General features: G+C 69.8%; 9 protein-coding genes and 1 pseudogene. 4 read left to right on the forward strand and 6 right to left on the reverse strand.

Features of this window, described 5'->3' with window-relative positions:
• Positions 1-30: 30 nt before the first annotated feature.
• Complete coding sequence (locus D7325_RS06460; protein WP_120994733.1) at positions 31-1,008, forward strand: serine/threonine protein kinase; 978 nt, start codon at positions 31-33, stop codon at positions 1,006-1,008.
• A gap of 324 nt (positions 1,009-1,332) precedes the next feature.
• Here the strand turns inward: D7325_RS06460 and D7325_RS06465 are convergent.
• Positions 1,333-2,166: pseudogene (locus D7325_RS06465) on the reverse strand (23S rRNA (adenine(2030)-N(6))-methyltransferase RlmJ); the annotation flags it as partial.
• A gap of 121 nt (positions 2,167-2,287) precedes the next feature.
• Here D7325_RS06465 and D7325_RS06470 point away from each other — a divergent pair.
• Positions 2,288-2,791, forward strand: coding sequence for a sterol desaturase family protein (locus D7325_RS06470; RefSeq protein WP_120994735.1), 504 nt, complete (start codon positions 2,288-2,290; stop codon positions 2,789-2,791).
• 531 nt (positions 2,792-3,322) lie between these two features.
• On the opposite strand, the gene D7325_RS06475 is transcribed toward D7325_RS06470, so the two are convergent.
• Genes D7325_RS06475 through fni form a run of 5 tightly spaced genes read right to left on the reverse strand, consistent with a single transcriptional unit; the run spans position 3,323 to position 9,302 of the window.
• Positions 3,323-4,249 (reverse strand): phytoene/squalene synthase family protein, encoded by a 927-nt coding sequence (locus D7325_RS06475; RefSeq protein WP_120994736.1) that lies wholly within the window; start codon positions 4,247-4,249, stop codon positions 3,323-3,325.
• Complete coding sequence (locus D7325_RS06480; protein WP_120994737.1) at positions 4,246-5,736, reverse strand: phytoene desaturase; 1,491 nt, start codon at positions 5,734-5,736, stop codon at positions 4,246-4,248. The genes D7325_RS06475 and D7325_RS06480 overlap by 4 nt, the downstream gene beginning before the upstream one ends.
• Positions 5,733-6,902: a lycopene beta-cyclase CrtY gene (gene crtY, locus D7325_RS06485; protein ID WP_120994738.1), complete on the reverse strand. Its 1,170-nt coding sequence runs from the start codon at positions 6,900-6,902 to the stop codon at positions 5,733-5,735. Before crtY ends, D7325_RS06480 begins: the two co-directional genes overlap by 4 nt.
• Positions 6,892-8,181 (reverse strand): glycosyltransferase, encoded by a 1,290-nt coding sequence (locus D7325_RS06490; protein WP_120994739.1) that lies wholly within the window; start codon positions 8,179-8,181, stop codon positions 6,892-6,894. The genes crtY and D7325_RS06490 overlap by 11 nt, the downstream gene beginning before the upstream one ends.
• A 35-nt stretch (positions 8,182-8,216) precedes the next feature.
• Entirely contained in the window at positions 8,217-9,302 is a 1,086-nt protein-coding gene (gene fni / locus D7325_RS06495; protein ID WP_120994740.1) for a type 2 isopentenyl-diphosphate Delta-isomerase, read from the reverse strand.
• Between the two features lie 91 nt (positions 9,303-9,393).
• Here fni and D7325_RS06500 point away from each other — a divergent pair, with 91 nt between their 5' ends.
• Together D7325_RS06500 and D7325_RS06505 are read left to right on the forward strand one after the other, a co-directional pair.
• Positions 9,394-10,290 carry a polyprenyl synthetase family protein gene (locus tag D7325_RS06500; protein ID WP_120994741.1) on the forward strand — a complete coding sequence of 299 codons (897 nt, stop codon included), beginning with the start codon at positions 9,394-9,396 and terminating at the stop codon, positions 10,288-10,290.
• Between the two features lie 98 nt (positions 10,291-10,388).
• Positions 10,389-12,191 (forward strand): acyl-CoA dehydrogenase, encoded by a 1,803-nt coding sequence (locus tag D7325_RS06505; RefSeq protein WP_120994742.1) that lies wholly within the window; start codon positions 10,389-10,391, stop codon positions 12,189-12,191.
• The last annotated feature ends 551 nt before the right edge of the window (positions 12,192-12,742 follow it).

Here is a 12,742-nt window from a genome sequence, read left to right on the forward strand (position 1 = left end):
CACTGTCCGGCCCGGACCGTGGAGACGGACATGTCGCATCCCTTCGATTCCCTGACCCCCGACCTGGTGCTCGACGCCGTGGAAAGCCTCGGCTACCTGAGCGATGCGCGCGTGCTGGCGCTCAACAGCTACGAAAACCGCGTCTATCAGATCGGCATCGAAGACCAGGCGCCGCTGATCGCCAAGTTCTACCGCCCGGCCCGCTGGAGCGATGCGGCCATCGAGGAAGAGCACCGCTTCAGCCTCGAACTAGCCGAGCACGAGATTCCGGTCGTCGCCCCGCTCGAGCGCGAGGGCCGCACCCTGTTCGAACACGCCGGTTTTCGCTTCGCGCTGTTTCCGCGGCGCGGCGGGCGCTCGCCGGAACCCGGCAACCTCGACCAGCTGTATGCCCTCGGCCAGCTGCTCGGCCGCCTGCACGCCGTCGGCGCGACCCGGCCATTCGCCCATCGCGAGACGCTGAACGTGCAGCACTTCGGTCATGCGTCGCTGGCGACCCTGCTCGATGGCGGCTTCATCCCGCGCAGCCTGTTGCCGGCCTATGAGTCAGTCGCCCGGGACCTGCTGGCCCGCCTCGATGACCTCTTCGCCTCGGTCACCGCACCGAGCATCCGCCTGCATGGCGATTGCCATCCGGGCAACATCCTGCACCGCGAAGACGCCTACCACCTCGTCGACCTCGATGACTGCCGCATGGGCCCACCGATCCAGGACCTGTGGATGATGCTCGCCGGCGAGCGGCACGAACGGTTGTCGCAGCTGGCCGAGCTGATGGAGGGCTACCAGCAGTTCCACGACTTCGACCCGCGCCAGCTGCCGCTCATCGAGGGCCTGCGCTCGCTGCGGCTGCTGCACTACAGCGCCTGGCTCGCCCGTCGCTGGGACGATCCGGCCTTCCCGCCGAGCTTTCCGTGGTTCGGCAGCGAGCGCTACTGGGGCGACCAGGTGCTCACCTTGCGTGAGCAGATCGCCGCGTTGGACGAGGAGCCGCTGAAGCTGTTCGGCTGAGCGTCCCGCCTCGCCTGCCCGGCGTTGCGTGGTCGGCGGCTGTTCGCGCCCTGCCTTGCGCGCGCGTCATCAACCGCGCGTGGGCTTGCCTCTCGAGGCGCCGGGCTTGTTGGCGCGGCCATTGCGTTTCGATCCTGCCGATGGCGTGCCTGAACGCTGACCCGCCTTGGGCACCCGGTCAGGGCCGGCGGATGCCTTGCTTGCCGGGGCAGGTTTGTCGCCCCGTGCCGTTCTGGCGGGCTGGCCGGGCCTCGATGACGCGGGTGCGGCCGACCGCTCACCCGCCTTCGGCACCGTAGCGGGCTGGGTCTCGACCGCGGGCTGTTCCTCGATCAACCAGTTCAGCTCCCACCCACCGGCGCTCTGCGCCAGCTGCGTGGCAAGCCAGGGCAGGACGGTTCTCAGCTCGTCCTCGAGCCCCCACGGCGGGTTGGCGATCGCCAGGCCCGAGCCGTTGAGGCGGTCCGGGTCGTCGGTCGGATGGACGTAGAGCTCGACCTGCAACAGCTTGGGCGCACCGCAGCCGGCCAGCGCCTGATGAAAGCGCCGCAGCTGACGAATCGCCTTGATCGGATACCAGATGACCCCGACGGTCTGGCGCATCCGCCCCAGCGCCTCCTTGAGCGCGTCGACGCAGCGCGACAGCTCGTCGGCCTGCTCGAACGGCGGATCGATCAGCAGCACCACCCGCTTCTCGGCGGTGGGCATCAGCGCACGCGGCACATGCCAGCCTTCCCCCAGATGCACCGCCACGCGGTCGTCATCCGCCATGTTGGCCTTGAGCAGGCGGCCGTCGTCGGGATGCTTTTCGTTCAGGTGCAGGCGATCCTGCGGGCGGGTGGCACGGCGCGCCAGCTCCGGCGAGCCGGGATAGAAGCGCAGCCGCCCGTCGGGATTGAGCCCCCGCACGAACGCCAGGTAGTCGGCCACCGGCGGCGGCACCTCCGCGAGCGGCCACAGCCGGCCGATGCCCTGTTCCCACTCGCCCGTCCGCGTCGCCTGTTCGCCGGTCAGGTCGTAGAGCCCGACGCCGGCATGGCTGTCGAGGTAGGCGAGCGGCGCGTCCTTGCGTGCAAGCAGGGCGAAGATCCGCGCCAGCACGAGGTGCTTGAGGACATCGGCATGGTTGCCGGCGTGAAAGGCATGGCGGTAGTTCATGGATGACTCCTGGGTGGCCGCGCAGTGTAACGGCCCGGCGGCGCCCGGTCAGGCGGCGCGCGGTTCAACCCGACGCCGTGACGGCATAGACTGTGGCTTTCGCGCCACCTTGGGTTCCGCCATGTCGACGCTGACCAACACGCTGGTGTTCCTCGCCACCCTCGCCGGGATGGAAGTCTTCGCCTGGTGGGCGCACAAGTACGTGATGCACGGCTGGGGCTGGGGCTGGCACCGGTCGCACCATGAGCCGCGCACCGGCTGGTTCGAGAAGAACGACCTCTATGCCGTGGTGTTCGCCGGCGTGGCGATCGCCCTGATCGCGCTCGGCACGGCCGGTTGGCACCCGCTGGAATGGATCGGCGCCGGCATGACGGCTTACGGCTTTCTCTACTTCGTCGCCCACGACGGGCTCGTCCACCATCGCTGGCCGCTGCGCTACGTGCCGCGACGGGGCTACCTCAAGCGGCTCTACCAGGCGCATCGACTGCACCATGCCGTCGACGGGCGCGAGGGCTGCGTATCGTTCGGCTTCCTCTGGGCGCCGCCGCTGGCCGTGCTGAAAAAGCAGTTGCGCGACCTCCACGGCGGCCGCCTGCGTCGCACGAACGAAGCCGAGCCGGGCTGACCGGCACCGTAGGGCGGATTCAGGCGCGAAGCGAACAATCCGCCAAGGGCCACGCCTCCGGGGAACCGGCGATGCACTCTGCGCGCGGCGCGGCAATCGCCCGCAAGCGGGCTCCTACGAAAGGCGCCTGGCAATACCGGCCGGACAGGCACGACAGCGGGCGTCCGCGCCGTAGGGCGGATTCAGGAGCGAAGCGAACAATCCGCCAAGGGCCACGCCAGCGCGAAACCAGCGGCGCATTGTTTCCGCGAAGGCACCCTACGCGCGGCGCGGCAATCGCCCGCAAGCGGGCTCCTACGAGAAGCGCAACGGCAACATCGGCCGTGCAGGCACGACAGCGGGCGTCCGCGCCGTAGGGCGGATTCAGGCGCGAAGCGAACAATCCGCCAAGGGCCACGCCAGCGCGAAACCAGCGGCGCATTGTTTCCGCGAAGGCACCCTACGCGCGGCGCGGCGATCGCCCGCAAGCGGGCTCCTACGAAAAGCGCCCGGCGAGAGCACGGGATCGCCAGTGGATGGCTCGGAGAAACGTCACCGCGGGCGCGTCCAGAGAGCGGCGGGGCGCTCTGCCGTGCTGCCGCGGCGCGAGGCCAGCGCCAGGCGGGCGCCGGCGAGCAGGTGCATGAGCTTCTGCGCACGGGTGGTGGCGACTCGCTCATCCCAGGCGGTCGACCCTCGGGCGCGCACTTCCAGGCCGATCCGGCGATAGACGCCATGCGCCGTCGCCACCGCCCAGGCCGACCGCAACGGCAGCGCCGGCAGCCCCTGCAACGCCGAGGCGTAGTAGGGCTCGGCGAGGTCGATCAGGCGGGTGGCGAGCCCAGCCAGCGCCGGTCGATGGGCCAGGTCCACCAGCCGGTCGCGAGGAATGCCGGCCCCGGCCAGCCAGTCCGCCGGGAGGTAAACGCGCCCGATCGCGGCATCCTCGACCAGATCGCGCGCGATGTTGGTCAGCTGGAACGCCATGCCCAGGTCGCAGGCCCGGTCGAGCGTCGCCACGTCGCGCGCGCCCATGACCCTCGCCATCATCAGGCCGACCACCCCGGCCACGCGGTAGCAGTACAGCAGCGTGTCGTCGAGGGTTGCGTAGGGGTGCGCCCGCACGTCCATCTCGAACCCGGCCAAGTGCTCCAACGGATAACGCAGCGGGATGCCATGGCGCGCGATGACCTGTTGGAAGGCGGCGAAGGCCGGCACCTGCATGGGCTCGCCGGCATAGGCGCGATGGGTCAGATCGACCAGCTCGGCCAGCCGCGCGGCGCCGTCGGAGCGGTCGCCGTGCTGCTGGTCGTGACCCAGCGACTGGCCGTCGATCACGTCGTCGCAGTGGCGGCACCAGGCATAAAGCATCACCGCGCTCTGCCGGGTGCGCGGATCGAACAGCCGGGCCGCGGCGGCGAAGCTCTTCGAGCCGACCGCGATGGCGTGCGTCGAGTGCGCGAGGACCTGCCGATTCACCTCGCCAGGTCCTCCAGCATCAGCCCGGCGGTCGCCTTCGCCGAACCGACCACGCCTGGCACACCGGCGCCCGGGTGCGTACCCGCGCCGACGATGTAGAGGTTGAGGATCTTGTCGTCGCGGTTGTGCGGGCGGAACCAGGCGCTCTGCGTGAGGATGGGTTCGAGCGAGAAGGCCGAGCCGAGGTGCGCGTTGAGTTCGTCGCGGAAATCGTGCGGGGTGAAGATCCGATGGGTGACCAGGTCCTCGCGCAGGCCGGGCAGGTAGTGCCGCTCGAGGTACTCGAAGATGCGGTCGCGGTATTTAGGCCCCTCGACCGCCCAATCGATGTTCGCCGTGCCGAGATGCGGAACGGGCGCCAGCACGTAATGGCTGGCGCAGCCCTCCGGTGCCAGCGAGGGATCGGTCACGCAGGGCGCATGCAGATAGAGCGAAAAATCCTCGGCCAGCGTCTCGCGCTTGAAGATCTCGTCGATCAGCTCGCGGTAGCGCGGGCCGAAGCAGACCGTGTGGTGTTGCAGGTGCGCGTGGCGGCGCTTGAGACCGAAATGAATGACGAACAGCGACATCGAAAAACGCTTGCCCATCAAGCGCCGGGCTTCCTCGCGACCGCGCGCCTCGTGGCCGAGCAGGGTGCGGTAGGTGTGCACCACGTCCGCGTTCGAGGCGACCGCCTCCGCGTCGAATCGACGCCCGTCTTCGGTGTGCACGGCGCTGATGCGGGCACCCTCCAGCTCGATCCGCGCGACCGGCGCGTTCAGTTCGAGCCGGCCACCAAGGTCGGCGAACAGCTTCGCCATGCCGGCGACCAGCGCGCCGGTGCCGCCGCGCGGAAACCACACCCCGCCCTGGCGCTCGAGCGCATGAATGAGCGCGTAGATGGACGACGTCTCGAACGGGTTGCCGCCTACCAGCAGCGAATGGAAGGACAGCGCCTGGCGCAGCCGGTCATCCTCGACGAACGAGGCGACCCGCCCGTACACGCTGCGCCACGCCTGCAACGTGGCGAGCTGCGGCGCGGCGGCCACCATGTCCCGAAACGACAGGAACGGCACGGTGCCGAGCTTGACGTAACCCGCCTCGTACACCGCCCGCGAATACGCCAAAAAGCGCCGGTAGCCGGCCACGTCACGTGGGTTGCGCGCGTGGATCTGCCGATCCAGCTCGGCCTGGTCATTGACGTAATCGAAGCGGTAGCCGTCCTCCCAGCACAACCGGTAGAAGGGACTGACCGGCAGCAGTTCGACGTAATCGGCCATGCGCCGGCCCGCACCGGTAAAGAGTTCGTCCAGCGCCGCCGGATCGGTGATGACGGTCGGCCCGGCATCGAAGGTGAAGCCCTGGTCATGCCAGACGTACGCCCGACCGCCCGGCTTGTCGCGCTTCTCCAGCAGGGTGGTCTGGATGCCCTCGCGTTGCAGGCGAATGGCCAGGGCCAGGCCGCCGAAGCCGGCGCCGATCACCACGGCTCGTTTTGCTTGGCTCATCGTGAATCCTTGCGGTGGAGATCATGGGCGACGAGTGCGCGCAGCGCCTCGCCAACCGGCACCGGCGGTTTGCCGGAGACGATGCGGATGCGGTCCGCCAGGGTCGACCGCGCCGCGTAGAAGCGCTGGATCAGCGGCTCGGGCAGGCCGTAGAAGCGCTGCATCACCTGCCAGCGGTGTTCGGGCCGGCCGGCGAGAAAGAGCATCCGGTTGAGCAGGCGGTAGAACCCGCGCCGCCGCCATTGGCGCAGCGAGTAGCCGCGGATGGCCTCGAACAGCGGGGCCGCCTCCCAGCAGTCGCAGGCGAGCAGAAAATCCGCCAGGCGCACCGCATCGGGCAGCGAATAGCCGGTGGTCGGATGGAACAACGCGGCGGCAAGCCCGGTCTGCGGCACCCCGCCCGCCTCGGCCCAGAAGGCTCGCGGGTCACCGCTGAGCACGATCGGCAGCACGCCGTGCTCTTCGCGCAGCACCTCGGCGATTCGCCAACCCCGGGCCGCGGCGTAGCCGGCGATCCGGGCGCGCAGGTGCTCGGCGGGCAGCGACTGGCCGTCAGCGTAATAGGTGTCCTCGATCAGCAACCGATCCGGGCCGAGCGGCAGCACATAAAGGAAGCGATAGCCATCGAGCTGGTCGACCGTCGCGTCCATGATCACCGGCTCGACGAGGCCATGCGCAGCGGCGAGCCGTACCTCCTGGCCGACGAACTTCTGGAATCCCAGCGCCAGATGCCGGCTCGCTCGCGGGCCGCGACCATCGAGCACCGCCCGCGCGGTGACGACACGACCGCACGCCAGGCGCACCTGCCGTGGCTGGATGTCGACCACGGCCGTGTCCAGCCGGACCACGTCCGCCAGCCGACCGAGCAGGCAGCGGTGGAAATGCGACGAGGTGAGGCTGGCGTAGCCGCTGTCCAGCCGCCGGGTCAGCGCCGGGAAGCGCACCTGGTAGCCCGGCCAGCGCGTTTCGACCAGCGGCGCGATCCAAGCGTGTTCGGCGGGCGTCAGGTCATGCTCATGGAACGACCAGGTGTGATTGCCACCCAGCCGCGTGCCCTGCTCCAGCAGCAGCAGGCGCAGATCCGGCCGGCATTGGCGCAGCCGCCACGCCAGCAGACCGTTCGCCAGCCCGCCGCCAACGAGGATCAGATCGACGTCAGGCGGCATGCTCGGCCTCGGTCACCGGCTCACCCGCACTGACAGCCCGCTCGGTCAGCATGGCTGCCCGTGCCGCGCCGCCGGCCTGTCGCACCGAATCGCCCACCGAGGCGGCGCGGCTGGCGAACGTCGGATCGTCCAGCAGCCGGCGCAACGCCTGGCCGATACGCCGCTGGCTGGCCCAGCGATGCCCGAGCCGCAGACCGGCCCCCTGGTAGGCCACGCGCGCCGCCACCCCCGGCTGGTCGAAGGCGATGGGCAGCGCCAGCATCGGCAAACCCGCGGCGAAGGCATCGAGCACGGTGTTCAGCCCGGCATGAGTGACCACCGCCTGCGCGCGGGCGAGCACGGCCCGCTGCGGTGCGAAATCCGTCACCCAGTCGGCGCCGTCGCGTTCGAGCCGCTGCACGCCGGCCCGGTCGAGCCCGCCGCAATGGGCCACCAGCACTTGCGCATCGAGCGCGCGGCAGGCGCGGACGATCCGGCGGAACAGCCCGAGCCGATCGCCCTGCAAGGTGCCGAGCGAGGCGAACACCAGCGGCCGTCGTGGATCGATCGACACCTCGAGCGGCGGCTCGGCCTCGACCGGCAGGCGCAGCGGCCCGACATGGTGGAAGTGCGCCGGCAAGGCAGCGCGTGGAAAGTCGAAGGCGGGGGTGGTCTGGCTGAGCTGCAGGAGCGGCGACAGGCACTCGCCCAGGTGCGCGCGCGCGGGCACGCCGAGTCGCTCGCAGTGACGCGCAATGACCGCGCCATGCGGCCGCATCAGGCGGTCGTAGACCCGCGTGCTGTGCAGGTTCAGCTGCTCGGCCCGGGGCGTCGCGCGATAGGCCCAAGGCATGACGGGCAGCGGCACCAGGGGCTCGCGGTTGAACGGCAGTGCGCAGGCGACGGACACGTAGGGCAGATCGAGGTGCTCGGCCACCAGCGCGCCGGCCGGCTCCATCTGGTCGGCGATCACCGCGTCGACCGCCAGCGCGCTGAGCACGCCCGGCACTTCGCGGCAGAGCATGTCGGTGGACGCGGCCATGTCGGCGATGACCCGCCCCAGACCACGGGGGCCGCCCGGTCGCGCCGCGCGGGCGACAATCGCGGCCATGCTGCCGGGTGGATGGCTGCCGGCGCCAACCGCCACGAAACCCGCCGCCGGCAAGCGCAACGCCATGCCGACATCCGCCTGCTGCACGAACACCACCTCGTGACCACGGCCAATCAATGCCTGCGACAGCGCTTCGAGCGCCCGCAAATGACTGTGGAAGGGCGGCGCAATCACCGCGAAACGGGTCATGGCGCGCACTCGGGGCAAGCGTGACGTGGCATCGGTCAGAGCTCCTCGGGCGCCAGCGGCAGCACCAGCCGCGCCCGCCCCAGCTCGGCCAGGTCGCGCGAGCCGGTGCAGAAGCAGGCCACCCGCAATTGCTCGATGAGAATCTGGAAGTGCTCGATCACCGCCTCGCTGCTCTCCAGCGCGCGCTCCAGCACGCCCGCCGCCTGGCCGACGAAATCGGCGCCGAGGCGGATCGCACGGGCCACGTCGACGCCATCGCGGATGCCGCCGGAGGCGATCAGCGGCGTTTTCGGGCAGGCGACGCGCGCCTCGTGGATCGCCTGTGCGGTCGGGATGCCCCAGCCGGCGAACGCCTGCGCGACGGCGCGCTGCCGGGCATCGATGCCGCGCTCCGCCTCAACCGCCGCCCAGCTGGTGCCGCCCGCACCGGCCACGTCGATGATCGCGACGCCGGCGTCGACCAGCTGCCGCGCGACCGTGGCGTTCAGCCCGGCGCCGACCTCCTTGGCCACCAGCGGCACCTCCAGCGCCCCGGCCAGCCGCTCGATCGCCTGAAGCACGCCGCGCCAGTCCCGGTCGCCGCCCCGCTGCACCGCCTCCTGCAAGGGATTGAAATGAATGATCAGCGCATCCGCCTCGATCATGCCGACCGCCCGGCGCGCCTGCTCCAGCCCGTAGCCGGCCACCAGCTGCGCCGCGCCGAAATTGGCCAGCAACGGCACCGAGGGGGCGAGCCGCCGCAGCTCGCGGGTCAGCCCCTGATCGGCGTCGCTTTCCAGCGCAACCCGCTGGGAGCCCACGCCCAACGCAATGCCCAGCGCCTGCGCCGCCTCGGCGAGGTGGCGGTTGATGGCCGCCGCACGGCGCGCGCCGCCGGTCATCGAGCTGATCAGCAGAGGCGCCTGGAGGGGCTTGCCGAGCAGCGACGTGCGCAGATCGATGGCATCGAGGTGCAACTCCGGCATCGCGCAATGCTCGAACCTGATGGCGTCCAGGCCGCTCGCCGTCACCGAGCGCGCGCGCGACGGGTCGAGCACGATATCGAGGTGATCGTTCTTGCGGGCCTCCAGCGCGCCGGTTCCGTCGCGGGGGGCATCGGCAGCAATCTCATCGCGGGGCATGGGAACCGTCGTGTCCTGAAAGTTGTAAATACTTATACAGTTTGTACAAGTCTTGTTAAAGTCCGTTCCGTTCACCTCGCGCGGAGGCGTCATGGCTCTTCTGTCCAATACCCGGCCCGGCCTGGCGCTGGAACCCGCACTGCTCGCCCTGCGCACCCAGGTCGACGCCCGGCTGGGCGAGCTATTGCCCGAGCCCGAACACGCGCAGGACCTCATCGCCGAGGCGATGCGCGAAGGCGTGCTGGCACCCGGCAAGCGCGTTCGTCCGCTGCTGATGCTGCTCGCGCTGCACGACCTGGACGCGCACGCACCGGGCGCCATCGACATCGCCTGCTCGCTTGAGATGGTGCATGCGGCCTCGTTGTTCCTCGATGACCTGCCCTGTATGGATGACGCCACGTTGCGACGCGGCCGGCCGACGCTGCACATCCGCTATGGCGAGGACGTCGCCGTGCTGGCCTCGGTGGCGCTGCTCAGCCATGCGTTTGCGGTGGTGGCCGCGGCGCCGGAGCTGTCCGCCTCGGTGCGCACCCGCGCGGTGGGGTTGCTGTCGCAAGCGATCGGCCCCTACGGCCTGGTGCGCGGCCAGTTCTACGACCTGCACGGCGGCCGCCAGGCGCGCGCGCTGGACGCGATCGCCACGGCCAACCAGCTCAAGACCGGTTCGCTGTTCATCGCCGCCCTGGAAACCGCCGGCCTCATTGCCGGCTGCAGTCGCGCCGACATCGCCTCGCTGCGTAGCGTCGCGCAGGAGTTCGGGCTCGCTTTCCAGCTGCTCGACGACCTGAACGACGGCAAGGCCAGCGAGCACACCGGCAAGGACGCCCATCAGGATCGCTACAAGACCACGGTCATCGCCCTGCTCGGTCGCGACGCGGCACGCCAGCAGCTGCGCCTGCATGTGCGCCGCGCCAACGCCCAGCTCGAACGGCTCGGGCTGGCCGACGGCCTGACCGCACAACTGCTCGCGCGGATCTTCGCTGACTGACGATTGACGCTGTTGTCGCTCCATCAGTGGCATGGATGGAGCTAGGCAGCCGAAAACCCCGCTCCTTAGACTCGGGCCACAAAAATGGAGGCTTCCCCATGTCCGAGACCCTGCTCAGCGCCCGCAACCTGGCATTCGAACTCTACGAAGTGCTGGACGCCGAGAGCCTGACCCAGCGCCCGCGCTACGCCGACCACTCGCGCGAAACCTTCGATGCCGCGATCGACACCGCTCGCGGTATCGCCGAGGAACTCTTCGCCCCGCACAACCGCAAGGCCGACGAGAACGAGCCGGTCTACCAGAATGGCGAAGCGGTGCTCATCCCCGAGGTGAAGCCGGCGGTCGACGCCTTCATCGAGGCGGGCTTTCTCACGGCCTCGCATGATTTCGAAGACGGCGGCATGCAGCTGCCCAACCTGCTGGCGCGCGCCTGCTTCGCGCACTTCCAGGCGGCCAACGTCGGCACCTCCTCCTACGCCATGCTGACGATGGGCGCGGCGCACCTGATCGAAGTCTTCGGCAGCGACGAGCAGAAGCGGCGCTTCCTCGAGCCAATGCACGCGGGCCGCTTCTTCGGCACCATGGCGCTGACCGAGCCGCACGCGGGCTCGTCGCTGTCCGACCTGCGCACCCGCGCCGAACCGGCCGGCGACGGCACCTATCGCCTGAAAGGCAACAAGATCTTCATCTCCGGCGGCGACCACCCGCTGTCGGAAAACATCGTGCACATGGTCCTGGCCAAGCTGCCGGATGCGCCGCCCGGGGTGAAGGGGATCAGCCTGTTCATCGTGCCGAAGCTCCTGGTCAACGACGACGGCTCGCTCGGCAAGCGCAACGACGTGACCCTCGCCGGGCTGTTCCACAAGATGGGCTGGCGCGGCACCACCTCCACCGCACTGAACTTCGGGGACAACGGCGAGTGCGTGGGCTACCTGGTCGGCGAGCCGCACAAGGGCCTGTCGTACATGTTCCAGATGATGAACGACGCGCGGATCGGCGTCGGCATGGGCGCCATCATGCTCGGCTACGCCGGCTACCTCTATTCGCTGAACTATGCCCGCGAGCGTCCGCAGGGCCGGCTGCCGGACGGCAAGGACCCGACCTCGCCGCAGGTGTCGATCATCGAGCACACCGACATCAAGCGCATGCTGCTGACTCAGAAGGCCTATGTCGAAGGCGCCTTCGACCTGGGCCTGTACGCCGCCCGGCTGGTCGACGACCAGCGCACCGCCGAGACCGAGGAGGCCCGCCAGAACGCCCATGAGCTGCTCGACCTGCTGACGCCGATCGTCAAGTCCTGGCCGTCCGAGTTCTGCCTCAAGGCCAACGAGCTGGCCGTGCAGATTCTCGGTGGCCACGGCTACACCCGCGAGTATCCGGTGGAGCAGTACTACCGGGACAACCGCCTCAATCCGATCCATGAGGGCACGCACGGCATCCAGTCGCTCGACCTGCTCGGCCGCAAGCTGATGCAGAACAAGGGCGCCGGCCTGCGCCAGTTGCTGGCGCTGATTCAGGACTGCACCCAGCGCGCCGGCCGCCACGCGTCGCTTTCGGCCCTGCGCCAGCCGCTGGAGCAGCACATCGCCCGCCTGACCCAGGTCACCCAGGCGCTGCTCGGCGATCTCGCCGCCGGCAAGATCAACCTGGCCCTGGCCAACTCGGCGCTGTACCTGAAGGTATTCGGCCATGCCGTGATCGGCTGGCGCTGGCTGGAACAGGCCATCCGCGCCGAGGAAGGTCTCGCGGCGGGCAACCCGGCCGATGCCGATTTCTACAAGGGCAAGCTGCAAGCGGCGCGGTACTTCCTGACCTGGGAAGTGCCCGGCTGCGCCCATGAACTGGCCCTGCTGGAAGCCCGCGATCCGACCTGCCTCGACATGCAGGACGCCTGGTTCTGAGACCTGCGAGGCGGCGTGCGCCGCCTCGTCATTCCCCGGCCTTCTTCGGTAAGCGTCGGTAACGCACCACGCCTTGTAGGAGCCGGCTTGCCGGCGATCAGGGTCAAGCCCAGCCTCGCGATCGGCCCGGATCGCCCGCAAGCGGGCTCCTACGGGGCGTGGCGCGCACTCGGAGCCGAGGCCGGGGGACAGTGGTATGCGGTCGATCCCGGAGCGGGCTTGGCGCCTTCTTCGGCAAGCGTCGGTAACGCATCGTCCCTGTAGGAGCCGGCTTGCCGGCGATCGGGCTCAAGCCCAGCCTCGCGATCGGCCCGGATCGCCCGCAAGCGGGCTCCTACAGGGTGTGGCGCGGCTGCGCATTGGGGGCCGCGGTCGTGGCGATAACGGGTATGCGGTCGATCCCGGAGCGGGCTTGGCGCCTTCTTCGGCAAGCGTCGGTAACGCACCGTCCCGCTCCACCCGTAGGAGCCGGCTTGCCGGCGATCGGACTCAAGCCCAGCCTCGCGATCGGCCCGGATCGCCCGCAAGCGGGCTCCTACGGGGTGTGGCGC

Origin of the sequence: Stutzerimonas urumqiensis (assembly GCF_003640395.1) — a bacterium.
Taxonomy (GTDB): Bacteria; Pseudomonadota; Gammaproteobacteria; order Pseudomonadales; family Pseudomonadaceae; genus Stutzerimonas; species Stutzerimonas urumqiensis.